Source organism: Caulobacter rhizosphaerae (genome assembly GCF_010977555.1).
GTDB lineage: Bacteria > Pseudomonadota > Alphaproteobacteria > Caulobacterales > Caulobacteraceae > Caulobacter > Caulobacter rhizosphaerae.
Genome location: NZ_CP048815.1, coordinates 341,032 through 365,022, shown reverse-complemented (window position 1 = coordinate 365,022; position 23,991 = coordinate 341,032). Strand labels below are relative to the sequence as shown.

Sequence of the window (23,991 nt, the reverse complement as noted above, 5' to 3'; positions counted from 1 at the left end):
CATTAACCATATATTCGGCGCTTCCCGCCTAGGTTCGGACCCCATGGCCGTGACCTTCTCCCGCAAGCCCGCCTACAGCGCCGACGCGCCCGCGTCCGGTCGCGAGGACGGCGACCTGCGCGCCCGGATCCTGGCGGCCGCGGCCAATCCGTTCATCGGCGCCAGCGCCGCGGCCTTCCTGTTCCTGCTGAGCCTGGCCCTGCTGGTGCTGGTCACCGGCGACCCCAACAAGGGCTCGCCCCTCGTGCGGGTGGCCCTGGACCAGATCGGCGCCGCCAAGAACGTCCCGCCCGGCTGGCGCGAGGCCCTGGTCGGCGAGGGCGAGCAGGAGGCTCCGCTGCTGCCGGGAGCCCTGGACCTGTCGAACCTGCCGTTCGCCAGCCACGCCGCGAGCGACGACGCCGAGGCCGGGACGATCGCCGCCCCGCCGACCGTCGCCTCGGCCGACGGCCCGCTGCCGGCCGCGCCGATCGCCGGGCTCTACACGCCGGGTCCCGGCGGCGGCTCGCTGCCGGTGATCGCCCCGGACGGCCGGACCGCCGCCGACGCCTATGCCCGTCCGTTCACCGCCGACGGCCGCCCCAAGGTGGCCCTGGTGATCGGCGGCCTGGGCCTCAACCCCCAGACCACCCGCGCGGCCATCGAGACCCTGCCGCCCGAGATCACCCTGTCGTTCGCACCCTATTCCGAAGGCCTGCAGGGCTGGATCGACCTGGCCCGCAGCCATGGCCACGAGGTGCTGCTGGAAGCGCCGATGGAGCCGGTCGACTACCCGGCCAACGACCCGGGCCCCTACACCCTGATCGCCGCCAACCGCCCCGAGGACACCGTGCGCAAGCTGGAATGGCTGATGTCGCGGGCCACCGGCTATTACGGCCTGACCAACTATCTGGGCTCGCGGTTCGTCACCAGCGACACGGCCATGACCACCTTCACCCTGGCCCTGAAGGCCCGGGGCCTAGCCTTCATCGACGACGGCCAGGCCAGCTTGCGCGGCGGACCGATCCCCCGCGCCTCGGCCGACCGGATCATCGACGACGAACTGGCGGCCGGCTCGATCGACGGCCAGCTGAAGATGCTGGAGGCCGGCGCCGCCGGTCGCGGCCAGGCCCTGGGCTCGGGCTTCGCCTATCCGGTGACCATCAACCAGGTGCGGCTGTGGGCCGCGGGTCTGTCCGGGAGGGGCTTGCAACTGGCCCCCGCCTCGGCCATGGCCAAGCGATGAACCCCAGCCAAACGCCTCCACAAGATTTAGGCGACCCCTACCCCGATCACCGCCCCAATGTCGGCGTCGTGCTGTTCCATCCGGACGGCCGCGTCTGGCTGGGCAAGCGCCACAACCAGCCGCCGCCCCACAACTGGCAATTTCCGCAGGGCGGGGTCGACGACGGCGAGGACCTGCTGGCCGCCGCGCGCCGGGAACTGGCCGAGGAGACCGGCGTCACCTCGGTCGAATATCTGGGCCGCACCGAGAACTGGCTAATCTACGACTTCCCCGCCGACTTCGCCTCGTCGAAAAAAGCCCGTGGATTCAAGGGTCAGAAGCAGGTTTGGTTCGCCTTCCGCTTCCTGGGCGAGGAGTCCGAGATCGACCTGGAGGCCGACGCCCATGTCGAGTTCGACGCCTGGAAATGGGGCGCTCTCGACGAAACGCCCGAACTGATCGTACCCTTCAAGCGCGCGGTGTACGAACAGGTCGTCGCCGCGTTCGGTGGGTTCGCGCGCGGCGGCTGAAATCTTGCCGCGCTGGGGGAGCATGGAATGGCGGATACGATCCTGCTGATCCACGGCTACGGTTGCGCTGGGGACGTCTGGGATCCCATGGCCGCGCGGCTGCGGGCCGAGGGCTACCGCGTCGTGGCGCCGACCATCCGCTCGGCCGTGCGTACGGTGGATGGCCCCCGGGCGGGCCTGGCCGGCCTGACCCTGGCTGACTATGTCGCCGAGATGAGCGCCCTGGCCCAGACCCTGGCCAAGGAGGACGGCAGGAAACCGATCGTCTTCGGCCACTCCATGGGCGGACTGATCGCCCAGAAGATCGCCGAGGCCGGCCACGCCGATCGCCTGGTGCTGTTCGCCCCCGCCTCGCCGGCCGACGCCCGCGGCAAGCCCAAGCTCTCGTCGGTCTTTACCTTCCTGAACATGGCCCTACAGTCCAAGCCTGAGACTAGGGCGGGCAAGATGTGGAAGACGGGCTTCAAGTTCGGCGTCATGAACGCCGTGCCGGCCGCGCGCCACGACGCGCTGTACGCGACCATGGTCCACGACAGCGGACAGGTGCTGGCCGACCTCGCCTGGCCGCACAAGGATCCGAACCGGACCGCCCATGTCGACGCCGCGAAGGTGACCGTCCCCGTGCTGGTCCTGGCCGGCGCCCTGGATCGCACCACGCCTCTTGAGGACGTACGGCGCGTCGGCCGAAAATATCCGGCCGCCGACCTCAAGATCTACCCCAATAACGCCCATTACCTGATAGATGAGCCAAACACGATGAGCATTCTCGACGACGTGATCGCCTGGCTGACGGGCAAACCGAAAGCCGCTCCGGGCCCGCCTCCGGCTTCCGCCCCGGCGCCTGCGCCCGAACCCGTGAAGGCCGCGGAGCCCTCGCCGACGCCCGCCCCGGCTCCGATCGAACCCGCGCCGACCCCGGCCGCCAAGGCCCCCGCCGCGCCGACGGCGATCACCCCCGAGCCAAAGCCCCCCAAAACCACGGCGAAGGCCGCTCCGGCGGCCCCGAAGGCCCCGGCCAAGCCGAAGGCCGCGGCCAAGCCCGCTCCCGCTCCCGCCAAGGCGGCCGCTCCCAAGGCGGCGCCGGCCCCCAAGGCCGCCAAGGCCTCGCCGGCCCCGAAGCCGGCGGCTGCGAAAGCCCCGGCCAAGACCGTGGCGCCCAAACCGGCCGTCGAGAAACCCGCGGCCAAGGTCGCTCCGGCCGCCAAGGTGACCGCGAAGGCCGCTCCGAAAGCCGCCGCGAAGACCAAGGCGACAAACACCGCGCCAGCCGCGGAGGCCAGCGCCCCGAAAGCCCCGCCCGCCCCGAAGGCCGCGCCGAAGGCCGCCCCGAAGGCCGCCAAGGCGCCGCCCGCCGCGAAGCCGACGGCCAAGCCGAAGGCCGCGGCCAAGCCCGCCGCCGCCAAGGCTCCGGCCAAGACCGCCGCGCCCAAGCCGGCGGCCGAAAAGCCGGCGGCCAAAACCGCGCCGGCCGAGAAGGCGACCGCCAAGGCCGCTCCCAAAGCCGTTCCCGCAACGAAGCCGGCGGCCAAGCCCGCCGCCGCCAAGGCTCCGGCGCCTGCGAAAACGGCCAAGACGCCCGCGACGAAGTCGGCGGCCAAATCTTCGCCATCACCGAAGAAGAGCGTGTAGGCTGGAAACTCGGCGCTCCGGCCGACGAACAGGCGAGGGGCGCATGGCGACTCCGGTGATCATGGTGCACGGCGCCTTCTGCGGCGGCTGGACGTTCGACACGTTCCGCCGCCCGTTCGAGGCCGCCGGCCACGTCGTCCAGACCCCCGACCTGCTGGGACACGGCGACGGCGCCCTGGTGGCCGGCCGCTCGATGGTCGACTACGCCAAGCAGATCGCCGCCCTGTGCGAGACCTGCGACGCGCCGCCCATCCTCATCGGCCACTCGATGGGCGGCCTGGTGGCCCAGATGGCCGCCGCCCGCGCCAAGGTCTCGCGGCTGATCCTGCTGGCCCCCTCCCCGCCCTGGGGCGTCGCCGGCTCGTCCCTGGAGGAGGCGGCGTCGGCCGTCAGCCTCTACGCCTTGGGCCCCTATTGGCTGCAGGCTGTGGCGCCGGACTATGGCGTCGTCGAAAGCTACACCCTGGACCGCCTGCCCCGCGCCGAGCGCAAGCGTCTCTACGCCAAGATGAACGCCGAGAGTGGGCGGGCGCTGTGGGAAACCCTCAACTGGTTCATGGACCCGTTCATGACCACCGGCGCCAGCCCCGTGGGCGTTCCGACCCTGGCGATCGCCGGCGGCAAGGACGTGATCCATCCACCGGCCACCGTCCGCCAGACCGCGGCGCGCCTGGGCGGATCCTGCGAGGTCTTCCCGTCGATGAGCCACTGGCTGCCGGGCGAACCGGGCTGGGAAGAGGTCGCCGCCGCCTGCCTGAACTTCATCGCCGCCGAGGGTCGCGCGGCCGCCTGACTTCGGTCGCGGACCCGGTTTTGCGACGGACTGCGGCTGCCGTCGAATTGCGGCGCTTTCACGGCCCTTCCTTGACTTGCAAGCGGCGAAATGACCGCCTCTTGACAGTATTCGAGGCCGATATGCTCAGAAATTCGGCGTCAAAACACTAATGCAATAGAGTCGCTAAACTTGAGGAACCTTGACGCGTGCGACGTGTTTCCGCGCGGAAGAGGTTTTCATGCACGCCTATACCCATCCGCTACAAAGACGCGAGTCGGAACGTCGTTCCTTCGGGGGCGCGGCCCCGGTTTCGGACACCGGCGCGCCGCCGCTGGCGCCGCTGGCCATGCCGGACCAGCCTCTGCACCGCGCCGCCGAGCCGCGTCGGTTCGGGCCGGAGCCCGGCCTGGGACGGCGGCGGGCGGTCCTGGCGGCCTTCTGCGCCCTGGCGACCGGCCTGGCGGTGTTCGCGGTGACGGCGGCCATGGCCCGGGACGGGCTGGACCCGCTGGAGGTCGTGCATGTGAGCCTGATCCTGGTGCTGTTCGGCTGGATGGCCTTCTCGTTCGCCGCCAACCTGGGCGGCCTGTGGCTGTCGCGCCGGGCCGACGCCTGGGAGCGGGCCATGGCCCAGGCCCCCTTGCCGGCCCTGACGAGCCGCACAGCCCTGTTGGCCCCGATCTATCACGAGGACGTCGGGCCGTTCTTCGCCCGGCTGGCCACCATGCGAGCCGGGCTGCACGCCCTGGGACTGACGCCGATGTTCGACATCGTCGTGCTCAGCGACAGCCGCCGGCCCGAGGTGGTCGCCGAGGAGCAGCGGGGCTTCGCCGCCTTCCGGCGCGGCGGCGTCGGGCCTCGGGCCTACTATCGCCATCGCCCCGAGAACATCGACCGCAAGGCCGGCAATGTCGCCGAATGGGTGCGCCGCCACGGCGGGGCCTATGACCACATGGTGGTGCTGGACGCCGACAGCCTGATGGACGGCCTGACCCTTTGGCGGCTGGTGGCGGCCATGGAGGCCGACCCGTCGCTGGGCCTGATCCAGACCGCTCCGACCATCGTCGGACGCCGCACGGTGTTCGGCCGCCTGGAGCAGTTCGCCAACAACCTCTACGGCCCGCTGGCGGCCTGGGGCGTGGCCTGGTGGAGCGGGGCCGAGGGCAATTATTGGGGCCACAACGCCATCGTGCGGGTGGCGGCGTTCGCCCAGGCCGGCGGGCTGCCGCATCTGAAGGGCAAGAAGCCGTTCGGCGGCCACATCCTGAGCCACGACTTCGTCGAGGCCGCCTTCCTGCGCCGGGCCGGCTGGGGCGTGCGGCTGGCCCCGGCCCTGGGCGGCAGTTTCGAGGAGAGCCCGCCAACCCTGATCGACCACCTGATCCGCGACCGTCGCTGGTGCCAGGGCAACCTGCAGCACCTGGGCGTGCTGGGCGCGCGCGGCCTGCATCCGGTCAGCCGCCTGCACCTGGCGCGGGGCGTGCTGAGCTACGCCCTGGCGCCGCTGTGGATCGCCCTGGTGGTGACCGGCGCCCTGCTGTCGGCGCCGGACGCTGCGACGGGCGAGGCCGGCGGCTATCCGCTGGCGGGAGCGGCCGTCCTGGCCGTCAGCCTGGCTTTCGTTCTGCTGCCCAAGCTGATGTCCTACGCGATGATGCTGGCCGAGGGTCGGGCCCGGCGGTTCGGCGGCGCCTGGCGGGCCCTGGCCAGCGTCGGGCTGGAGACGGTTGCCTCGACCCTGACCGCCCCGGTCATCATGGCGGCCCACACCCGCGCCCTGCTGTCGGTGGCCCTGGGCCGGGACGCCGGCTGGTCGGCCCAGCAGCGCGACGAGGGCCGGCTGAGCGGCCGCGCGGCCCTGGCCTTTCACTGGCCCGAGATGCTGATCGGCCTGGCCCTGGCCGCGCTCGGCCCCGCCATGGGCGCGGGCCTGTCGCCGTGGCTGGCCGTGGCGGCGGCCAGCCTGGTCGCCGCGCCGTTCATCGTCTGGTGGACGGCCAGCATCGCCCGCGGCGTGCGGCTGCGCGACGCCGGCCTGCTGCTGACGCCGGGCGAGCGCCCGACGCCGCCCGTTCAGTGCGAAGGCGTGAACAGCTTCAAGCCCAGTATGCCCGAGACGATCAGCGCCAGGCAGGCCAGCCGCCCGGCCGTGGCCGGTTCCTTGAACAGCAGGATGCCGACGATGGCGGTGCCCACGGCCCCCACCCCGGTCCAGACCGCATAGGCCGTGCCCAGCGGCAGGGACCTCACCGCCCAGCCCAGCAGGCCCATCGAGGCCACCAGGCTGATCGCGGTCAGCAGGGTCGGGATCGGCCGCGTGAAGCCCTGCGTGAACTTCAGGCCCACGGCCCAGCCGATCTCGAACAGACCTGCGACGAAGAGGATGATCCAGGCCATGACGGGCTCCCAGACTTCAGGGCGGGGCCGTCCCCGGAAACGCGAAAGGCGCGGGGTCGTCCCCGCGCCTTCGACTAGATAGGACCACCGGGCCGGGGGACAAGCCCCCGATCCGTCCGCCCTTAGCGGCTGGTGGTGCTGTACAGGATCTGGGCCTGCTCGTAGTTCTTGCCGATCGAGCTGTCGTCCAGCTTCTTCAGGCGCATGTAGACCAGGCCGGCGTGGCCGTCGGCCCAGGCGTCGTCCCACGACACCGTCAGGCGCTTGACGTCGCTGACCGTCAGGTCGTTACGGATCAGGCGCAGCTGCGGCTTGTTCTCCCAGGTCGCCCAGTCGTGCAGGGCGTTAGCCAGGGCCTGGGCCTGGGCGTCGCCCTGGGCGTACTGGATGGTGACGGTGCAGACGTTCTTGTTGCTGCCGGGGTTGTCGACGGCGATCAGATACGGCTTGCCGATATCCATCACCCACTGCTCTTTCTTCTTCTTCATCCCGGCGGCCTTGGCCAGGGACGGCATGTCGCCGCCGACCACGGCCGGCTTGCAGACCTTGTCGAGCACGCCCAGCAGCTGCAGCGAGACCGGGTCGGTGGTCGGCGGGCCGCGGGTCGGGGCGACATAGTCCGGCGCCTGGCCGGCGGGCGGCGCGGCCACGGCGGGGGTCGCGGTCATGGTGTCGGCCGGCGTGGCGGGGGTCTGGGCGGCCGGATCGGCGGCGGGCGCCGGGGCGGCTGCGGGAGCCGGAGCGGTCGGAGCAGTCGGAGCAGTCGGAGCGGTTTGCTCCTGGGCGACGGCGGTCGAAACCGCGCCGAGAGCAAAGAGGCTGGCGAGCGCAAGGCGCATGGTCGAGTTATCCCCGTTAGGCAAGAGGTCGGCATTAAAACCGACAAGCGGTCCCTCGCAACCCTTATGGTGGCCGATTAAGGCGGAGAAGCGGTCACAGGTGTAATTTTCTCAGCGCGCGGGTGCGACCGGACGCCCCAGGGGCAGGGGCGCGGCGGCCGGAGCGACTGGAACGGCGCGCTTCTCCCTTTTCGGATAACGCCCGAAATTTCGGTTTTTATAGTTGTATACCACCATTTTGCGTCTTAGGGTTGCTCAACATATTGCCGGCGGGGGACGTCGCGATGATGCAAGCCCGCAGCGCGTGGCTGATCCTGATGTGCGTCGCCGGCCTGGGTTGGGCGGCGATGATCGCCATCGGCCACCCCTTCCTGAGCCTTTCCAACTGCGCCTCGGGCGCGTCGGCGATCGGCGATGGCTGGCGAAACCTGCAAGCCGGACTGCTGCTGAATCCCGCCGATCGCCTGGCCGAGGGTTGGGCGGCCATGGTCCTGGCGATGACGCCGATGGCCCTGGGTCCCGCCCTGACCGCGCCGCGCAACGCCGCTCCCGACGCCCCTGGCGAGCTTCCGCTGTTCGTGGTTGGCTACGGCGCCCTGTGGCTGCTGGCGGGCCTTGCCCTGGTTCCCGCCGCGCTCTGGGTCGCCGGCGCGCTTCCGGACCGCGGCGCGGCCCTGACCGCCATGGCCGTGACGGCGCTGGCTTGGCGGGTGAGCCCCTTTCACCGGCTGGCTTCGAGGCTGTGCCGACCTTCCTCTCCAGCGGAGGCTTCCGGGCCGGCGCCGGGCCGGCGCGCCCTGGACGGCTTCAGGCATGGCGCGGGCTGCGTCCTCACCTGCTGGCCGCTGATGCTCGCCCCGCTGGTCGTCCATGGGCACCACATCGTCCTGATGATGGCGGCCACGGTGCTGCAATGGGCCGACCACGGACGCCTGCGTCGCCTCGCCGAGGCGCGGGCGACGCGGCGGGCCGCGACGGACGACGCCTTTCGTATCGCTTCCCAATCCTCGCGAGCCCATCCCAAGCCGAATGAAGACGGGCCTCCCGTCGCAACCCTCGTCCACCACGCATCAGGGGTCAGACATGCCGCAGGCTGAACAGCTCGTCGCCAATCCCACCTACATGGCCGACATCCGCTATTTCTTCGACACGATCGACATCCAGCACATGGCGGCCAAGAACATCGATCTTGGGTCCTATGCCGGGGTCAAGAAAAACGCCCTGGCGATCTACGCCCACACCACCCAGCCCGGCGGCGACATGCCGCCCGAGCCGGATCGCAAATGGAGCGCCGAACGCTCACAGACCTTCCGCAACTGGATCGTCGCCGGCTATCCGATGGGAACCGCCGTCGCGCCGACGATCGCCGCCCTGGCGGCCGCCGCGCCCGCCGAGCGGATCCGCAAGAACGTCGCCACCCTCAGCCCGGCCGAGATCGAGCAGTTGAAGACGGCGTTCACGGGCGTGATGGCCCGGGACGCCAGCGATCCCACCAGCTATGCCGCCCTCGCCGGCGTCCACGGCCTGCCGCAGACCTGGTGCCTGCATCACGAGGACCGCTTCAATCCCTGGCACCGGGTCTATCTGAAGGCCTTCGAGGATGCGCTGCGATCGGTGCCTGGATGCCAGGACGTCACCGTTCCCTACTGGGATATCTCCACGCCAGTGCCGGATCTCCTCAAGCAGCCGCCCTTCGACAGCTATGTCGTCGCCGCCGACCTCGGGCCGCCCTATGGGGCCGGCTATCGCACGACCCGGAACGACCAGGCCGGGATCGACGCCGGCCTGGCCCGCTACAGCGTGCTCCAGCACATCAATTCGGCCCTGGTGCAGACCCTTTGGGGCGTCTCCGGCGTCAGCGGCATGCAGGACGACTTCATCGCGGCCCACGACGGCGGCCACATGTCGATCGGCCCGACGATGGCCGACCAGAACGTCGCCTCGTTCGATCCGATCTTCTGGTTCTTCCACTGCAATCTCGACCGGCTCTGGCTGCGCTGGCAGGTCAACGACTCCGCCACCACCCTGACCGGCTTCACCTCGACGCTCGAAGGGAATACAGGTTGGTTGTCGGCGCCGTTCAACGCCCTGCCGCCCTTCGACACCACGGCGGACCAGACCATCGCGTTCGGCATCGGCTACGAGGAGCCCGCCATGGCGGCCGAGGCGACATTGGTGAACAAGCTCGGCAGCATCGCGGCGGCGCGCGCCTTCGTCATCCCGCCGGCGGCCAAGGTGTCGGTGATGGTCAAGAACATCGACCGGCTCAACATTCCCGGCTCGTTCGAGGTCAATCTGCTGGCCGACGGCGAGGTGGTCGCCACCCGCGCCTTCTTCCAGCCCAACGCCCCGCGCGACTGTGAGAACTGCCGCAAGCTGGCCCTCGTCAACGTCAACTTCCAGCTGGACGCCGACCGCATCACCGGCCGCAAGCTCTCCGTGGAGGTCGCCGTGCCCGGCCATGAAGAGATCGGCGCGCGCTTCCCGCTCTCGGCCCTGGGCAATCCCACGATCAACGCCCGGCTTCTCCTCGAGGACGCCTGATCCCAAGCGGCGAAAGGCCCGGACGCCGCCGCGCCCGGGCCGTTGCGACTTGCCCAGCGGCGCGCGCTCAGGGCTTGGCGGTGCTCAGCACGAAGGTCGCCGCATCGGGGAAGTTGGCGACGACCACGTACATCTTCAGGCCCGGATAGGCCGGCGAGAGATACGTCCCCTTCTGGATCAGCTGGTTATCCTCGGCCGTCTTCACGAAGCCCGAGCCGACGGCGATGCCGGCATGGATCATGATGTTGCGCAGCAGGGTGGAGAAGGCGACCGGATCGGTCGGCGGCTGGGCCCCGCCATAGTAGCCGACCTGGCAGAAACCGTCCTGCGGGGCCTGGGCCAGGTAGAACCGCGCCGTCGTCGGCGACACCCAGACCTTGGTCGCTGGATCTTGCCACAGGGCCTTGATCGACGCTGGCGCCGGCTTCCAGCCCAGCTTGGCGGCCGCGAGCCCGACCGCCGCGGCGTTGGTTCCGGCCGGCAGGCAGACGCTCTTGAAGACGTCCACCACCTCCTGGCGATAGGTGGGCGCGGCCTGGGCCGCGCTGGCGGCCAGAAGGGCCGAGATCAGAACCGTCGTCGCGATCCGCATCGCGTTCTCCCCGGCGCCGGCGTGGCGCACGTCAGGCTACCCGATATCGAGGATCCGCATAACGACGTTCTTCTAGACTGGCGCCCGCAGGGTGACGATGACGATCTCGGGCGGCGCCCGAAAGCGGACGGGCAGAATCGACACGCCGAGGCCGCCCGTGACGAACAGATGCCGCCCGCGGTCGACATAGGCGCCGCAGCCCCAACGGCGCGCGGCCCGCGACGCATGGACCAGGCGGCCCAGCACCGGCAGATTGACCTGGCCGCAATGGGTGTGGCCCGCCACCGTCAGGGCGACGCGGTCCGGCGCCTGGGCGAACGGGTCGGGCCAGTGGCTCAGGACCACGACCGGCGCGGCCGGCGGAACACCCGCCAAGGCGCGGGGGTAGGACGGCTCGGCGCGGAAGGAGTCGAGGTCGGCCAGGCCGGCGATCCAGAAGGCGCCTTCGGGGCGCGGCGCGAGCACCGCGCGGTTCTCCAGCACCACCGCGCCGCTGGCCGCCAGGGCCCGCTCGATCGCCGGACCGTCGTACCACCAGTCGTGATTGCCGAGCACGGCGTAGACGCCCAGCCGCGCCCGCAGACCCTTGAAGGCGGCGACCCCGCGCAGGATCTCCGACCGGGCGGGAACGGCCCGGGTCGCGGCCGGCTCATGGCCGCCGGCGTAGTCGCCCAACAGCAGCACGGCGTCGGGATGCTGGGCGTTCATCCGCGCCACCACCCGCGCCACCCGGGCCGGATCGACATGGGGCGCGGCGACATGGGTGTCGCTGATCAGACCCAGGCGCACCGGCGGACCGCGCCAGGCCGGCGACTCGATCGTCACCTGGCGCACGACCAGCAGGCGCGGCTCGATCAGGAAGGCCCAGACGCCAAGGCCATAGGCGACCAGCGCCAGCCCCGCCAAGGTCCAGGCCAGACGCAAACGGCCCGAGCGCCGCAGCAGCGCCCAGGCCATCAGGATGATCAAAGGTCCGGCGAAGGCGCCGATCCAGGCCAGCAGCAGGACACCGCCAGGCCCGGCCATCGAAGGACTTACGCCGCCTCGACCGCGTGCTCGGCCAGGATGGTGAAGCCGTCCGGGCCGACGTCGGCGAAACCGCCCTGGATGTCGAACAGGCGCACGCTCGAGCCGTCGCGGACCGTGACCCGGCCTTCGCGCAGGGTGGTCATGAACGGCGCGTGGTTCGGCAGGACGCCGAAGTCGCCTTCCGTGCCCGGTGCGTCGACCTGGTCGACCTCGGCCGAGAACAGTTCGCGCTCGGGCGCGACGAGGGAGAAGTGCAGCTTAGCCATCAGTCGTGTGTCTCCACGGCGCCCAGGGCCGCTTCGATGTCTTCGTCGGTCTGGATCTCGGTGCCGCAGAACGGACAGAAGCGGATGGTGGCCAGCACGACGCCGGTTTCACCACCCTCTTCCCGATGACCCAGATTGAGCAGGATCAACCCGCTGTCGTGCTCGATCAGCGCGTCCTCGGGATCCGAAGACACCGCATCCTCGAGCTCTTCGCAGCAGAAGTTGATCAGCTCGTGCTCGTCGGTCATCAGGCTTCGCCGGCCAGCTTTTCAGCCTTGGCCACCGCTTCCTCGATCGGGCCGACCATGTAGAAGGCGGCTTCCGGCAGGTGGTCGTACTCGCCGTCCACGATGCCCTTGAACGAGCGGATGGTGTCCTTCAGCTGGACGAAGGCGCCGGGCGTGTTGGTGAACTGCTCGGCGACGTGGAACGGCTGGCTGAGGAAGCGCTGGATCTTGCGGGCGCGGGCGACCGTCAGCTTGTCCTCTTCCGACAGCTCGTCCATGCCCAGGATGGCGATGATGTCCTTCAGGGCCTTGTACTGCTGCAGCACTTCCTGGACCGAGCGGGCCACGTTGTAGTGCTCTTCGCCGATGACCAGCGGGTCCATGATCCGCGAGGTCGAGTCCAGCGGATCGACGGCGGGGAAGATGGCCTGGGCGGCGATGTCGCGCGACAGAACGGTGGTGGCGTCCAGGTGGGCGAACGAGGCGGCGGGCGCCGGGTCGGTCAGGTCGTCGGCGGGCACGTAGATGGCCTGGACCGAGGTGATCGAGCCCTTGTTGGTCGAGGTGATGCGCTCCTGCAGGTTGCCCATCTCGGTGGCCAGGGTAGGCTGATAGCCCACGGCCGAGGGGATGCGGCCCAGCAGAGCCGACACTTCGGCGCCGGCTTGGGTGAAGCGGAAGATGTTGTCGACGAACAGCAGCACGTCCTTGCCTTCTTCATCGCGGAAGTATTCGGCGATGGAGAGACCGGTCAGGGCCACGCGGGCGCGGGCGCCCGGGGGTTCGTTCATCTGGCCGTAGACCAGGGCGCAGCGGCTGCCTTCGGTCGAGCCGTTGTTGGCCTTCGGGTCGACGTTGACGTTCGACTCGATCATCTCGTGATAGAGGTCGTTGCCTTCGCGGGTGCGTTCGCCCACGCCGGCCAGCACCGAATAACCGCCGTAAGCCTTGGCGATGTTGTTGATCAGCTCCTGCATCGTCACGGTCTTGCCGACGCCGGCGCCGCCGAACAGGCCGATCTTACCGCCCTTGGTGTAGGGGCACATCAGGTCGATGACCTTGATGCCGGTGACCAGCACTTCGGCGGTGTTGGTCTGCTCGGCGAAGGACGGGGCGTCGCGGTGGATGGTGCGGTAGATGTCCGACTGGATCGGGCCCTGCTCGTCGATCGGCTCGCCGATGACGTTCATGATGCGGCCCAGGGTGCCGGGACCGACCGGAACCCGGATCGACTCGCCGGTGTCGCGCACGGCCTGGCCGCGGACCAGCCCCTCGGTGGCGTCCATGGCGATGGCGCGGACGGTGTTCTGGCCCAGGTGCTGGGCGACTTCGAACACCAGGCGCTGGCCCGAGGCGGTGTTGACGGTTTCCAGGGCGTTCAGGATGGCCGGCAGCGGGCCTTCGAACTCGACGTCGACGACGGCGCCGATGACCTGCACCAGCTTGCCGGTCGCGGCGCCGATGGTGGCCGGGGCGGCCTGGGTCGCCTTCGGCGCCGCGGCCTTGGGGGCGGCGGGCTTCTTGGCGGCCGGAGCCTTGGCGGCGACGGCGGGAGCGGCGGCCGCGGCGGCGGCCTTCGGAGCGGCGGGCTTCTTCACGGCGGCCGGCTTGGCGACGGCGGCGGGAGCCTTAGCGGGGGTCTTGGCCATGGCGTTCAGGGTCTTTCGTGCGTGCTCGTGCGTGCGTTTTTTACGTTAGGCTTTTGATCAGACGGCTTCGGCGCCGGAGATGATCTCGATCAGCTCCTTGGTGATCTGGGCCTGGCGGGAACGGTTGTATTCGAGGGTGTAGCGCTTGATCATGTCGCCGGCGTTGCGCGTGGCGTTGTCCATCGCCGTCATCTGGCTGGCGTAGAAGCCGGCCATGTTGTCGAGCAGGGCCGACAGGATCTGGACCGTCAGGTTGCGCGGCAGCAGGGTCTCGAGGATGGCCTCTTCCGAGGGCTCGTACTCGTAGACGGCCGCCGGGCCGGAGGCGGGCTCGCCGCCTTCGACCACGGCCGGGATCAGCTGCAGCGCGGTCGGGACCTGCTGCACCACCGACCTGAAGCGGCTGTAGAACAGGGTGACCACGTCGACATCGCCGGCTTCGTACAGGCGCGTGACCACGTCGGCGATCGGCTGGGCCACCGACAGGGTGAACTGGCGGTAGGCCGACAGGTCGAAGTTCTCGACGATGCGCTCGCCGTACAGGCGGCGCAGCTGGGCGGTCGACTTCTTGCCGACGCAGACGATCTTCACGTCCTTGCCCTCGTGGACCAGGGCGTCGATCCGCTCGCGGGCGGCGCGGACGATCGACGAGGTGAAGCCGCCGGCCAGGCCGCGGTCGGCGGCGGCCACGACGATCAGGTGGCGATCGTCCCGGCCGGTGCCGGCCAGCAAGGCCGGAGCCCCGTCGCCGGACACGCCGCTCGCCAGGTTGGCGATGACGTTCGCCAGCCGGCGGGCATAGGGGCGCGCGGCTTCGGCCGCATCCTGGCTGCGGCGGAGCTTGGCCGCCGCCACCATCTGCATCGCCTTCGTGATCTTCTGCGTCGCCTTGACGCTCGAGATCCGATTGCGCATTTCCTTCAAGCTGGCCATTCGGCGCTACTCTCTCCGAGCGTTCCGAGGGGGCTTAGGCGAAGGTCGCCGAGAAGCTGTCGAGCACGCTCTTCAGCGTGTTCTCCAGGTCCTTGTCGAGGGCCTTCTTGGTGCGGATGCCGTCCAGCAGGTCCTTGTGCTGGCTGTGCAGGCGGGCCAGGAACTCGCTCTCGAACCGGCGAACCGACGAGGTCGGGATCTTGTCCAGGTAGCCGCGGGTGCCGGCGTAGATCACGCAGACCTGCTCTTCCACCGCTTGCGGCGCGTATTGCGGCTGCTTCAGCAGCTCGGTCAGGCGCTCGCCGCGGGCCAGCATCTTCTGGGTCGAGGCGTCCAGGTCCGACCCGAACTTCGCGAAGGCGGCCATTTCACGGTACTGGGCCAGCTCGCCCTTGATCGGGCCGGCGACCTGCTTCATCGCCTTGATCTGGGCCGACGAGCCGACGCGCGACACCGAGATGCCGACGTTCACGGCCGGGCGGATGCCCTGGTAGAACAGGTCGGTTTCCAGGAAGATCTGGCCGTCGGTGATCGAGATCACGTTGGTCGGGATGTAGGCCGACACGTCGTTGGCCTGAGTCTCGATGATCGGCAGGGCGGTCAGCGAGCCCGAGCCGTTGTCTTCGTTCAGCTTGGCGGCGCGTTCCAGCAGGCGCGAGTGCAGGTAGAAGACGTCGCCCGGATAGGCTTCGCGGCCCGGCGGGCGGCGCAGCAGCAGCGACATCTGGCGATAGGCGACGGCCTGCTTGCTGAGGTCGTCATAGATGATCAGGCCATGCAGGCCGTTGTCGCGGAACCACTCGCCCATGGCGCAGCCGGCGAACGGGGCCAGGTATTGCAGCGGGGCCGGCTCCGAGGCCGAGGCCACCACGACGGTGGTGTATTCCAGGGCGCCGTGCTCTTCGAGCGTCTTGACGATCTGGGCGACGGTCGAGCGCTTCTGGCCGATGGCGACATAGACGCAGTAGAGCTTGGCGCTCTCGTCCTTGCCGGCGTTGGCGGCCTTCTGGTTCAGGATAGTGTCGATGGCGACGGCGGTCTTGCCGGTCTGGCGGTCGCCGATGATCAGCTCGCGCTGGCCGCGGCCGACCGGGATCAGGGTGTCGATCGACTTCAGGCCGGTCTGCACGGGCTCGTGCACCGACTTGCGCGGGATGATGCCCGGGGCCTTGACGTCGACTCGGCGGCGCTCGGTGTATTCGATCGGGCCCTTGCCGTCGATCGGCTCGCCCAGCGGGTTGACGACGCGGCCCAGCAGGCCACGGCCGACCGGCACGTCGACGATCTCGCCGAGGCGGCGGACTTCGTCGCCTTCCTTGATGGCCTGGTCCTGGCCGAAGATCACGGCGCCGACATTGTCGCGCTCGAGGTTCAGGGCCATGCCCTTCACGCCGGCCTTCGGGAACTCGACCATCTCGCCGGCCTGGACGTTGTCCAGACCGTAGATGCGGGCGATGCCGTCACCGACGGACAGCACCTGGCCGACGTCCGAGACGGCGGCTTCTTCGCCGAAATTGGCGATCTGCGACTTGAGGATGGCCGAAATCTCGGCGGCGCGGATGTCCATGGCTGTCTTGGGCTCTCTGCGTTTTATCTTTAGGGCGCGCTTATAAAGCGTTAGGCGCGCTTCAGGGCGAATTTCAGGGAATCGAGCTTCGAACGGAGCGAAGCATCGAACAGGCGGGAGCCGACACGCACCTTGATGCCGCCCAGGATGGACGGATCGACGCGGGTCGAGATTTCAGGGGTCTTGCCGACGGCGGCGGCGACGGCGGCCGACACGCCCTTCAGCTGGGCGGCGGTCAGGGCCTTGGCCGTGGTCACCTCGGCGGTGACGACGCCACGGTGCTGGGCCGACAGCTCGACAAAGGCGCTGATGGCGCCCAGCAGGTCGCCGGACCGGCCGTTGCTGGCCACCAGGCCCAGGAACTTGGCGGTCAGCAGCTGGAACTGGGCCTTGGCGGCCACGGCGGTCAGGCCCTTGGCCTTGTCCTCGGCCGAGAAGGCCGGGCTGTCGATCAGGCGACGCAGGTCGGCGCTCTGCGCCACCATCGTGCGCAGCGCCTTCAGGTCGGCCTCGACCTGGACCAGCTGGTTGCTCTCGATCGTCAGTTCGAAGAGGGACTGCGCATAGCGCTGACCCGCATCCGTCGCCTTGGTTTCGTCCGCCACTTGTTCCGCCCGGTGCGTTGCAATCGCCGCGGACAAGAAGATTAACCCTCGTCCCGGCTTAAAGGCTTGAGCGCGCTCTAGAAAAGCGCATGGACGGCCGGCGCTGACGCGCTGCCCTGTCCGAAGCCGCGCGCCTGATAACACGCAGCCTTCGCAGTCGCAACCAAGGCCAATGCGTAAGGTGCGGCGGTGTTTCGGAAAAGCGGTCCGCTAGCCGTGCGTGACCCTGCGGAACACAGCCGAGGCGGCGGCCACCAAATTTCCGTCCTCGGTACGGGCCTCGGCCTGGGCGAAGACCAGGCTGCGGGTCGCGCGCTCGATCCAGGCCCTGTGGGCGGAGACCGGTCCGGCGGCGGCGTAGTCGATGATCATCGAGGCCGGTTCGGCGTCGGCCCCGGCGGCCTGGCGCAGGGCGTCTTCCAGCAGGGCGGCGGTCGAGGCGGTCATGCTAGATCCCTTAGTGCGAACCTGTCGGAAGAAAAAGGGCGGCGGAACCGGTCCGCCGCCCCATCAGGCGAATGCTCGAGGAAACAGCCGGACGGGGCGGGAGGCCCCAAGGCGTCCGGGTACTAAACGGCCGGATTACTTCTCGGCCGTCTGCACGCCGGCCTTGGCCGACGCGTTGCAGCGGGTCAGGTCGTCGGCGTCCAGCGACTTGGTCTCGCCCCCGAAGGCCGCCACGCGGCCGACTTCCTTGGCGAGGGCCTTGCACGAGACGGCGGTCAGGGCCCGCGACGGGGCGGCGGTCGAGACGCACTCGGCGCCTTCGCAGACGAAGACGGCGCCGCCGGCGACGACCTTGGTCTTGGCGGCGAGCGGGTTTTCAAGGGCGACGGCGATGCGGCCATCGGCGAAGGCCGAGCCGGCGAACAGGCAGGTCGTCAGGGCGGCGGCGGCCGCCAGGGATTGGAGCTTCATGGGAGCCCTCCAGCGTGTACAGGGGAGTTGGATCGAATGATCGGCGATAAGCTGTACTGGGCGTTCCAAGCCGGGGATGTCAGCGCCGGTATCCCCACCGGGGGCGTCGGCTCAGAACTAAGCACTGCTTAGATACCAGTGTTCAGAAATAGCGCAAGCGGATTTTATTTCGCATGAGCATTTTTTAATGAAACGGCGTTTTGGGCTATTGCCCGAGGATCGAGTCGAAACGGCCCTTGGCCGCGGTGGGAGCGGCCCGGTCCTGGATCATGCCCTCCAGGCGGGCGTATCGGCCGTCCTTGCCGGCCTTGCGGCGGATCTCGTCGGCGTTGATCACCACGATCCGGCTTTCGCGCTCCAGGACCTTGCCCATGATCGCGGCGAACGCCGCGCCGGCCACGGCCGCCGCCGTCGGTCCGAAGGCCTCCAGCCAGGTCTCGCCGAAGATCGCCTGCAGGCGGCCGATCAGCAGTTCTCGGTTGGGCTGTTCGTCGATCAGGCCAATGAAAAGGCGGTCGCCGCCTTCGATCGCCGCGACCAGGACCAGGGCGATGGCCACGCCCAGCCAGCGCGGCTTGGCGTAGAGGCCAAGCACGGCTCCCAGTACGGCGCAGGCGGCCATCATGATCATGGATGCGATCCTGCCGCGTCTAGGTGAGCGCCGGATTAAGGCCGTTGGCGACCGATTGTCGCAAGACGGCCCGACCCCGAGCAGGGCGCCCGCTGACGTTTCAAGGATGACAAACGCGCGCATTGCGCGAGAATGCACGCACAGGTCGTCATCGCGTTTGCATCGGCGCGAAGCTGGCCCTTAGTGTGCGTCCAACCACCGCCAAGAGCGACATACGGCGCTACGTCCGGATCCAATCAGGCCCGAAGGGACTTCATGCGGATGCTCAGAACCCTCACCCGTCTCGCCCCCGTCATCGCCGTCAGCCTGTTCCTGGCCGGCTGCGGGATCAACACCATCCCCACCCAGGACGAGGCGACCAAGACCGCCTGGGCCGAGGTGCAGAACCAGTACCAGCGGCGCGCCGACCTGATCCCCAACCTGGTGGCGACCGTGAAGGGTTACGCGGCCCAGGAGAAGGGCGTGCTGACCGCGGTCACCGAGGCGCGGGCCAGCGCCACCCAGGTCAAGGTCGACGCCTCGACCATCACCGACCCGGCCCAGTTCCGGCAGTACGCCGCCGCCCAGGACAAGCTGTCGGGCGTGCTGGGCCGGCTGATGATGATCCAGGAGAGCTATCCGGAGCTGAAGTCGAACCAGAACTTCCTGGCCCTGCAGAGCCAGCTGGAGGGCACCGAGAACCGCATCGCGATCGCCCGGCGCGACTACAACAACACCGCCCAGGTCTACAACACCACGTTGCGGACCTTCCCCAGCATCATCTGGGCCAAGACCCTGTACGGCTCCCAGAAGCCGGCCCAGCTGTTCCAGGCCACCGCCAACGCCCAGTCGGCGCCGAACGTCAGCTTCGACGCGCCCGCGGCCCCGGCGGTGAACACCCAGCCCGGCCCGGCGCAGTAGGTTGTTCCTCTCCCTTCCTTCATCCCGGCGAAGGCCGGGACCCACGCCGGGTCTCCGGTCGGGGCGCAGCGCCTTGATCGGCCAGCTCCCCCGGGTCCCGGCCTTCGCCGGGATGAGGGGAGCCGTGGGCGGGCTGTTGGCGGCGGTCGCCGTGCTTTTCGCCCTCCCCGCCCTGGCCGCCGGCCCGACCTTCCCCGCCCTGAGCGGACGCGTCGTCGATAGCGCCAACATCCTGTCGCCGGCGGTCGAGGCCGAGCTGACCACCAAGCTGGAGAGCCTGGAGAAGACCACCGGCCGCCAGCTGGTGGTGGCCACCGTGCCCAGCCTGCAGGGCTACGAGATCGAGGACTACGGCTACCAGCTGGGCCGCACCTGGGGCATCGGCCAGAAAGGGACCAACACCGGCGCCCTGCTGATCGTCGCCCCGACCGAGCGCAAGGTGCGCATCGAGGTCGGCTACGGCCTGGAGCCGATCCTGACCGACGCCCTGTCCAGCGTCATCATCCAGACCGCCATCCTGCCGAAGTTCAAGGCCGGGGACCTGGAGGGCGGGGTCGTCGCCGGGACCGACGCGGTCATCGCCCAGCTGGCCCTGCCCGACGAGGAGGCCAGGACCAAGGCGGCCCAGGCCTTCAAGGTGTCGCAGCAGGCCGAGCGGAGCGCCGGCCCCTCGCCGATCCTGGCCCTGCTGGTCCTGTTCGTCGTCATCGTGGTGCTCAGCCAGGTGTTCGGCCGTCGCGGACGTCGCGGCGGCGGCCTGGGCTCGGCCCTGCCCTGGATCATCCTGAACGGCATGCTCAGCGGCGGCCGCGGCGGAGGCGGCGGCTGGAGCGACGGCGGCGGGGGCGGCGGATTCTCCGGCGGCGGCGGCTCGTTCGGCGGCGGCGGCTCCTCGGGAAGTTGGTGATGAAGACACTTTCGCAAGCCGATCAGGACCGCATCGCCCAGGCGGTGGCCCAGGCCGAGAAGACCACCGCCGGCGAGATCTATTGCGTGCTGGCCCCCGAGGTCGGCGACGACCGCGCGGTCCCGCTGATCTGGGCGACCAGCGCGGCCCTGCTGCTGCCGGCCCTGGCCCTGCTGGCAGGCTTCCGGCCCGAGATGCTGAGCCGGCTGTTCGGCGGCTGGAGCATCGGCCACGCGGCCGCCCAGGACGTGGCCATCCTGTCGGCCCTGCTGACCTATGTCGGCCTGCAGGCGGCGATCTTCGCCGTCGTCGCCGCCCTGGTCTCGATCCCGGCCGTGCGCCGCGCGCTGATCCCCTCCGGCATCAAGAAGGCCCGGGTGCGCCGGGCGGCGCTGGACTACTTCATGGCCAAGGACCTGCACCTGACCCGCGAGCGCACCGGGGTGCTGATCTTCGCCGCCCTGGCCGAGCACCGGGTCGAGGTGATCGCCGACGACGGCGTCCACGCCGCCGCGCCGAGCGGGGTGTGGGACGAGGTGGTGGCCGACCTGGTCGCCGGCCTCAAGCGCGGGGCCATCGCCGACGGCTTCGTGGCCGCCATCGTCCGGGCCGGCGCCATCCTGGCCGCCCACGCCCCGCCCCGCCCCGACGACCGCAACGAACTGCCGGACGGGCTGACGGTGTTGCCAAAATAGAGAACCCTGTTCCATAGGGAGGGAGGGTGCGTTTGGCGCCCCCGCGCGTTCTGGGCGTGACGCTTCAGGAGGCTTCGATGACCGACGAGACCGACTTCACCGCCTTCCTCGATCAGCGCCGGCGCGTCGCCCAGGCCTATGTCAACGGCGACGCCGGACCGCTGGGCGAGATCGCCGCCCAGGCCAATCCCGCCACCTTCTTCCCGCCCAGCGGCGGGCGCGAGGAAGGCGCGGGCCACGTGACCGCCGTCAACGCCCGCGGCGCCCGCAGCTTCGCGGCTGGCGGCGAGACCCAACTGGAGATCCTGCACAGCCAGGCCAGCGGCGACCTGGCCTACTGGATCGGCCTGCAGCACGCCACGGTGCGGTTCGCCGGCCACGACCAGCCGGTCGAGATGCACCTGCGGATCACCGAGATCTTCCGCCGCGAGGACGGCGCCTGGAAAATGATCCACCGCCACGCCGATCCGCTGGCCGAGGCGAAGCCGCCGGGACAATAGATCGGGGACATGCCCTCGCGGCGTGTCCCGCAAACTGGCGCCGCGCGTGAAAAGGGACACGCCGCGAGGGCGTGTCCCCGGCCCCTAGAACGACTTGCGGATCGTCAGGCCCGCCGTGCGCGGCTGGCCGATCGAATAGCCCAGCCGGGCGCGGCCGCCGCGCTCGCGATCGAACGACAGCAGGGCGTTCTCGTCGGATACGTTGTTGACGTAGGCGATGATGTCCAGGCCGTCGTCCATCTGCACCCCGGCGCTGAGATTGATGATGTCGTAGCTGGGCAACTGCAGGTTCAGCACCGTGGCGTCATTGCCGGAGGCTCCGCCGAACGGCAGGCCCGAGACGAACGAGCGTGGATTGTTCTCCTGGTCGCTGGCCTGGGTGTAGCGATTGCCCACGTGCTGGAACGAGGCGGTGACATAGCCGTCCATCGTCTCGGTCAGGGTCCGCGTATAGGTGGCGCTGACCGAGATCTGGAATTTGGGCACTGACGGCAAGCGGTTGCCTTCGCGGATGCCGCCGATCACCGCGCCCGTGCCGTCGCGCACCGTGGAATCAAACTCGGCCTCCAGCAGGCTGCCCGAAACCTTGAGGTCGAAGCCCGGCGCCAGGCGGGCCGACAGCTCGCCCTCGATCCCCTTGGTGTGGGCCTTGGGCACGTTGAACACCACGCGCGACGAGCACGAGCCGGCGTCCAGCGTGGTCTGCAGGTTCTTAATGTCGGTATAGAACACCGCCCCGTTGAAGGTGACGCCGCCCATCCGGGTCTTGACCCCGCCCTCGTAGTTCCACAGCGTCTCGTCGTCGTAGGCCTGGAAGCCGCCGAAGATCGCCGCGTCGGCCGGGGTGCACAGCGGCAGGTTCAGCGGGTCGTTGACCCCGCCCAGCCGGAAGCCCTTGGACGCCTGTGCGTTGAAGGTCAGGCCTGGATTGGCCTTGTAGCTGAGCAGCAGCCGCGGGGTGAAGCCGTCGGACGACGTCTTGTCCACCTGGTCGTCGCCGTTGGCGAACAGGCCGCCGGAGGTGAAGCGGCGGTTCTCGCTGAAATCGTAGTAGCGGCCGCCGGCGGTGATCGTCAGCTTCTGAATCTCGTAGCTGGCCTCGCCGAACACCGCCTTCTGCTTGATCTTGTAGGGCAGCGAGGCGTTGTAGGGCGAGTTGGCCGGGAAGCCGTTGGCCACCGCGGCCGAGGTGCCCGCCCCCAGGGTGGCGTCGGTATAGGCGTCGTAGCCGGGCGTGGGCAGGCGTTGGTTATAGACCCGGTCGACCTTCGAGTAGAACGCCCCGACCAGCCACTGGAACGGGCCGTCGCCGTCGGAGCCGAGGCGCGCTTCCTGGGTGAACTGCTCCAGGTCGGTGGTGTCGACCAGCTTGGACGGCAGGGTGACCGCCGCCGCCGGGAAGCCCAGGTCCACCGACACGCTGCCGCTCAGGGCGCTGGCGTCGCGGTTCACGGCGATCTTGCGGTCGATATAGCTGGTCACCGAGGTCAGCTTCAGCCCGTTGAAGCCGAACGAGGCGGTCAGGTCGCCCAGGAAAGTCTTGTCGCCGAAGCTCTCGTCCAGCAGCAGGTACTGCTCGCGCTCGCCCAGGGTGATCGCCGGACGGGTGGTGGTGAACGGGTTGGCGAACAGGTTGAACGCCTCCTGGCGGTTGAAGCCGCCGGCGTGGATCTTCTGGTAGACCAGGCGTGGGGTGATGGTGATGTCTTCGGTCGGCTTGAACAGCAGCGACACCCGGCCGCCGCGGCGATAGCCGTCGTTGACGTTGTTCTTGCGCGCGCCGCCCTCGCCCAGGGCGTCGACGAAGCCGCCATACTCGGTGTCGTAGCCCACCACTCGTAGGGCGGCCTTGTCCGACAGCGGCAGGTTGACGGCGCCCTTCACATAGCCGCCGACGTCGCCGCCCTTCAGCGTGTTGAAATTGGCCTCGACCGTGCCTTCATAGGCGCCGAGCTTGGGCTGGTTGGTGATGTAGCGGATCGTGCCGCCCACCGAGCCCGAGCCGAACAGCGTGCCCTGCGGCCCGCGCAGGGTCTCGACGCGGTTCAGGTCGAACAGGTCGATGTCCGGGGTGAACAGCGACAGCGAGATCACCGACTCGTCGAGATAGACCCCGACCTGCTCCTTGACGCCCGGCTGGTCGCGGACCACCTGGCCGGCCGAGACGCCGCGCACCGACACCTGGCTCTGGCCGGGCCCGAGGTTCTGGATCGTCAGGCCGGCGACGTTGCGCGACAGGTCCTCCAGGGTCACCGCGCCGGACTTCTGGATGTCGGCCTGGCTTTGGGCGTTGATCGAGAACGGCACGTCCAGGATGGTGGCGTCGCGCTTGGTGGCGGTGACGATGATCTCCTCGACCACGTCCGTCCGGTCCTGGGCGGAGGCGACCGCCGGCGGGACGACGAGCGCCGCCAGTGAAGTGGCGGCCAGCAGCGCGCGTCGCGCGCCCCGACGATGGGTCTCAAGACGCATGAGTTCCTCCCGTTTCATCCCGGCGGCTCTTGGATTTTCAATTTTCGACCGCAACCTGAGCGTTCTTGGCCGAATCATTGAAAGTCAACACCAAAGCAAACCAGAAGTTCGAAACCTCGAATCTTTAATGCGGAGCGTGAGATCGGCGCAACAATGCCGGCGTGGTCTTGGCGAGGCCCCTC

24 protein-coding genes and 1 pseudogene are annotated in these 23,991 nt (G+C 69.4%); 11 read left to right on the top strand and 14 right to left on the bottom strand.

Annotated elements, in window-relative coordinates:
• The first annotated feature begins 43 nt into the window (after positions 1 to 43).
• The 5 genes and pseudogenes from G3M57_RS01630 to mdoH all read left to right on the top strand — a co-directional run.
• Positions 44 to 1,225 (top strand): divergent polysaccharide deacetylase family protein, encoded by a 1,182-nt coding sequence (locus tag G3M57_RS01630; protein ID WP_163228500.1) that lies wholly within the window; start codon positions 44 to 46, stop codon positions 1,223 to 1,225.
• Positions 1,222 to 1,734 (top strand): RNA pyrophosphohydrolase, encoded by a 513-nt coding sequence (locus G3M57_RS01625; RefSeq protein WP_056762358.1) that lies wholly within the window; start codon positions 1,222 to 1,224, stop codon positions 1,732 to 1,734. Before G3M57_RS01630 ends, G3M57_RS01625 begins: the two co-directional genes overlap by 4 nt.
• Before the next feature lie 27 nt (positions 1,735 to 1,761).
• On the top strand, positions 1,762 to 3,363 hold the full coding sequence (locus G3M57_RS01620; RefSeq protein WP_163228499.1) for an alpha/beta hydrolase: 1,602 nt from the start codon (positions 1,762 to 1,764) through the stop codon (positions 3,361 to 3,363).
• 43 nt (positions 3,364 to 3,406) lie between these two features.
• Positions 3,407 to 4,156: an alpha/beta fold hydrolase gene (locus G3M57_RS01615; protein WP_163228498.1), complete on the top strand. Its 750-nt coding sequence runs from the start codon at positions 3,407 to 3,409 to the stop codon at positions 4,154 to 4,156.
• A gap of 220 nt (positions 4,157 to 4,376) precedes the next feature.
• Positions 4,377 to 6,155, top strand: a pseudogene (mdoH, locus tag G3M57_RS27305) (glucans biosynthesis glucosyltransferase MdoH); the annotation flags it as partial.
• A gap of 56 nt (positions 6,156 to 6,211) precedes the next feature.
• Here mdoH and sugE read toward each other — a convergent pair.
• Together sugE and G3M57_RS01600 are read right to left on the bottom strand one after the other, a co-directional pair.
• Positions 6,212 to 6,535, bottom strand: coding sequence for a quaternary ammonium compound efflux SMR transporter SugE (sugE, locus tag G3M57_RS01605; protein WP_163228496.1), 324 nt, complete (start codon positions 6,533 to 6,535; stop codon positions 6,212 to 6,214).
• Between the two features lie 122 nt (positions 6,536 to 6,657).
• Positions 6,658 to 7,374, bottom strand: a complete 717-nt coding sequence (locus tag G3M57_RS01600) for a hypothetical protein (RefSeq protein WP_163228495.1) — start codon at positions 7,372 to 7,374, stop codon at positions 6,658 to 6,660.
• Positions 7,375 to 7,658: 284 nt separating this feature from the next.
• Between G3M57_RS01600 and G3M57_RS01595 the strand changes: the two genes are divergently transcribed.
• Both G3M57_RS01595 and G3M57_RS01590 read left to right on the top strand, forming a co-directional pair.
• Complete coding sequence (locus tag G3M57_RS01595; RefSeq protein ID WP_163228494.1) at positions 7,659 to 8,471, top strand: copper chaperone; 813 nt, start codon at positions 7,659 to 7,661, stop codon at positions 8,469 to 8,471.
• Positions 8,458 to 9,918 carry a tyrosinase family protein gene (locus G3M57_RS01590; RefSeq protein ID WP_167531081.1) on the top strand — a complete coding sequence of 487 codons (1,461 nt, stop codon included), beginning with the start codon at positions 8,458 to 8,460 and terminating at the stop codon, positions 9,916 to 9,918. Before G3M57_RS01595 ends, G3M57_RS01590 begins: the two co-directional genes overlap by 14 nt.
• 67 nt (positions 9,919 to 9,985) lie before the next feature.
• On the opposite strand, the gene G3M57_RS01585 is transcribed toward G3M57_RS01590, so the two are convergent.
• From G3M57_RS01585 to G3M57_RS01535, 11 genes are all read right to left on the bottom strand, one after another.
• Complete coding sequence (locus G3M57_RS01585; RefSeq protein WP_056762345.1) at positions 9,986 to 10,510, bottom strand: hypothetical protein; 525 nt, start codon at positions 10,508 to 10,510, stop codon at positions 9,986 to 9,988.
• 72 nt (positions 10,511 to 10,582) lie between these two features.
• A complete protein-coding gene (locus G3M57_RS01580) occupies positions 10,583 to 11,536 on the bottom strand; it encodes a metallophosphoesterase (protein ID WP_163228492.1) in 954 nt (317 codons plus the stop codon).
• 8 nt (positions 11,537 to 11,544) lie between these two features.
• Complete coding sequence (locus G3M57_RS01575; protein WP_028038864.1) at positions 11,545 to 11,805, bottom strand: ATP synthase F1 subunit epsilon; 261 nt, start codon at positions 11,803 to 11,805, stop codon at positions 11,545 to 11,547.
• Positions 11,805 to 12,053: a hypothetical protein gene (locus G3M57_RS01570; RefSeq protein ID WP_029910885.1), complete on the bottom strand. Its 249-nt coding sequence runs from the start codon at positions 12,051 to 12,053 to the stop codon at positions 11,805 to 11,807. Before G3M57_RS01570 ends, G3M57_RS01575 begins: the two co-directional genes overlap by 1 nt.
• Positions 12,053 to 13,681, bottom strand: a complete 1,629-nt coding sequence (gene atpD, locus G3M57_RS01565) for a F0F1 ATP synthase subunit beta (RefSeq protein ID WP_163228491.1) — start codon at positions 13,679 to 13,681, stop codon at positions 12,053 to 12,055. Before atpD ends, G3M57_RS01570 begins: the two co-directional genes overlap by 1 nt.
• 57 nt (positions 13,682 to 13,738) lie before the next feature.
• On the bottom strand, positions 13,739 to 14,614 hold the full coding sequence (locus tag G3M57_RS01560) for a F0F1 ATP synthase subunit gamma (RefSeq protein WP_056762338.1): 876 nt from the start codon (positions 14,612 to 14,614) through the stop codon (positions 13,739 to 13,741).
• A 34-nt stretch (positions 14,615 to 14,648) separates the two neighbouring features.
• Entirely contained in the window at positions 14,649 to 16,181 is a 1,533-nt protein-coding gene (gene atpA / locus G3M57_RS01555) for a F0F1 ATP synthase subunit alpha (RefSeq protein WP_056762336.1), read from the bottom strand.
• Between the two features lie 50 nt (positions 16,182 to 16,231).
• On the bottom strand, positions 16,232 to 16,786 hold the full coding sequence (locus tag G3M57_RS01550; RefSeq protein WP_056762334.1) for a F0F1 ATP synthase subunit delta: 555 nt from the start codon (positions 16,784 to 16,786) through the stop codon (positions 16,232 to 16,234).
• A 210-nt stretch (positions 16,787 to 16,996) separates the two neighbouring features.
• Complete coding sequence (locus G3M57_RS01545; RefSeq protein WP_056762331.1) at positions 16,997 to 17,233, bottom strand: hotdog family protein; 237 nt, start codon at positions 17,231 to 17,233, stop codon at positions 16,997 to 16,999.
• 135 nt (positions 17,234 to 17,368) lie between these two features.
• A complete protein-coding gene (locus tag G3M57_RS01540; protein ID WP_056762329.1) occupies positions 17,369 to 17,704 on the bottom strand; it encodes a DUF8200 family protein in 336 nt (111 codons plus the stop codon).
• 205 nt (positions 17,705 to 17,909) lie between these two features.
• On the bottom strand, positions 17,910 to 18,335 hold the full coding sequence (locus G3M57_RS01535; protein WP_056762327.1) for a hypothetical protein: 426 nt from the start codon (positions 18,333 to 18,335) through the stop codon (positions 17,910 to 17,912).
• A gap of 255 nt (positions 18,336 to 18,590) precedes the next feature.
• Here G3M57_RS01535 and G3M57_RS01530 point away from each other — a divergent pair, with 255 nt between their 5' ends.
• The 4 genes from G3M57_RS01530 to G3M57_RS01515 all read left to right on the top strand — a co-directional run bounded on the left by G3M57_RS01530 (position 18,591) and on the right by G3M57_RS01515 (position 21,337).
• Positions 18,591 to 19,235 carry a LemA family protein gene (locus G3M57_RS01530; RefSeq protein WP_163228490.1) on the top strand — a complete coding sequence of 215 codons (645 nt, stop codon included), beginning with the start codon at positions 18,591 to 18,593 and terminating at the stop codon, positions 19,233 to 19,235.
• A 112-nt stretch (positions 19,236 to 19,347) separates the two neighbouring features.
• Positions 19,348 to 20,142: a TPM domain-containing protein gene (locus tag G3M57_RS01525; RefSeq protein WP_163233625.1), complete on the top strand. Its 795-nt coding sequence runs from the start codon at positions 19,348 to 19,350 to the stop codon at positions 20,140 to 20,142.
• Positions 20,142 to 20,837 (top strand): TPM domain-containing protein, encoded by a 696-nt coding sequence (locus G3M57_RS01520; RefSeq protein ID WP_163228489.1) that lies wholly within the window; start codon positions 20,142 to 20,144, stop codon positions 20,835 to 20,837. Before G3M57_RS01525 ends, G3M57_RS01520 begins: the two co-directional genes overlap by 1 nt.
• A gap of 77 nt (positions 20,838 to 20,914) precedes the next feature.
• On the top strand, positions 20,915 to 21,337 hold the full coding sequence (locus G3M57_RS01515) for a YybH family protein (RefSeq protein ID WP_163228488.1): 423 nt from the start codon (positions 20,915 to 20,917) through the stop codon (positions 21,335 to 21,337).
• 84 nt (positions 21,338 to 21,421) lie between these two features.
• Here G3M57_RS01515 and G3M57_RS01510 read toward each other — a convergent pair whose 3' ends face one another.
• A complete protein-coding gene (locus tag G3M57_RS01510) occupies positions 21,422 to 23,809 on the bottom strand; it encodes a TonB-dependent receptor (RefSeq protein WP_163228487.1) in 2,388 nt (795 codons plus the stop codon).
• Between the last annotated feature and the right edge of the window lie 182 nt (positions 23,810 to 23,991).

Bases quoted from the DNA above. Each gene is read 5' to 3' on its own strand.
- G3M57_RS01600 (WP_163228495.1), bottom strand. From the start codon at position 7,374: ATGCGCCTTGCGCTCGCCAGCCTCTTTGCTCTCGGCGCGGTTTCGACC.
- G3M57_RS01540 (WP_056762329.1), bottom strand. From the start codon at position 17,704: ATGAAGCTCCAATCCCTGGCGGCCGCCGCCGCCCTGACGACCTGCCTG.
- G3M57_RS01570 (WP_029910885.1), bottom strand. From the start codon at position 12,053: ATGACCGACGAGCACGAGCTGATCAACTTCTGCTGCGAAGAGCTCGAG.
- G3M57_RS01530 (WP_163228490.1), top strand. From the start codon at position 18,591: ATGCGGATGCTCAGAACCCTCACCCGTCTCGCCCCCGTCATCGCCGTC.
- G3M57_RS01615 (WP_163228498.1), top strand. From the start codon at position 3,407: ATGGCGACTCCGGTGATCATGGTGCACGGCGCCTTCTGCGGCGGCTGG.
- G3M57_RS01545 (WP_056762331.1), bottom strand. From the start codon at position 17,233: ATGACCGCCTCGACCGCCGCCCTGCTGGAAGACGCCCTGCGCCAGGCC.
- G3M57_RS01560 (WP_056762338.1), bottom strand. From the start codon at position 14,614: ATGGCCAGCTTGAAGGAAATGCGCAATCGGATCTCGAGCGTCAAGGCG.
- G3M57_RS01525 (WP_163233625.1), top strand. From the start codon at position 19,348: ATGAGGGGAGCCGTGGGCGGGCTGTTGGCGGCGGTCGCCGTGCTTTTC.
- G3M57_RS01515 (WP_163228488.1), top strand. From the start codon at position 20,915: ATGACCGACGAGACCGACTTCACCGCCTTCCTCGATCAGCGCCGGCGC.
- G3M57_RS01520 (WP_163228489.1), top strand. From the start codon at position 20,142: ATGAAGACACTTTCGCAAGCCGATCAGGACCGCATCGCCCAGGCGGTG.
- G3M57_RS01585 (WP_056762345.1), bottom strand. From the start codon at position 10,510: ATGCGGATCGCGACGACGGTTCTGATCTCGGCCCTTCTGGCCGCCAGC.
- atpA (WP_056762336.1), bottom strand. From the start codon at position 16,181: ATGGACATCCGCGCCGCCGAGATTTCGGCCATCCTCAAGTCGCAGATC.
- G3M57_RS01590 (WP_167531081.1), top strand. From the start codon at position 8,458: ATGCCGCAGGCTGAACAGCTCGTCGCCAATCCCACCTACATGGCCGAC.
- G3M57_RS01620 (WP_163228499.1), top strand. From the start codon at position 1,762: ATGGCGGATACGATCCTGCTGATCCACGGCTACGGTTGCGCTGGGGAC.
- G3M57_RS01580 (WP_163228492.1), bottom strand. From the start codon at position 11,536: ATGGCCGGGCCTGGCGGTGTCCTGCTGCTGGCCTGGATCGGCGCCTTC.
- G3M57_RS01510 (WP_163228487.1), bottom strand. From the start codon at position 23,809: ATGCGTCTTGAGACCCATCGTCGGGGCGCGCGACGCGCGCTGCTGGCC.
- sugE (WP_163228496.1), bottom strand. From the start codon at position 6,535: ATGGCCTGGATCATCCTCTTCGTCGCAGGTCTGTTCGAGATCGGCTGG.
- atpD (WP_163228491.1), bottom strand. From the start codon at position 13,681: ATGGCCAAGACCCCCGCTAAGGCTCCCGCCGCCGTCGCCAAGCCGGCC.
- G3M57_RS01630 (WP_163228500.1), top strand. From the start codon at position 44: ATGGCCGTGACCTTCTCCCGCAAGCCCGCCTACAGCGCCGACGCGCCC.
- G3M57_RS01575 (WP_028038864.1), bottom strand. From the start codon at position 11,805: ATGGCTAAGCTGCACTTCTCCCTCGTCGCGCCCGAGCGCGAACTGTTC.
- G3M57_RS01595 (WP_163228494.1), top strand. From the start codon at position 7,659: ATGATGCAAGCCCGCAGCGCGTGGCTGATCCTGATGTGCGTCGCCGGC.
- G3M57_RS01625 (WP_056762358.1), top strand. From the start codon at position 1,222: ATGAACCCCAGCCAAACGCCTCCACAAGATTTAGGCGACCCCTACCCC.
- G3M57_RS01535 (WP_056762327.1), bottom strand. From the start codon at position 18,335: ATGATCATGATGGCCGCCTGCGCCGTACTGGGAGCCGTGCTTGGCCTC.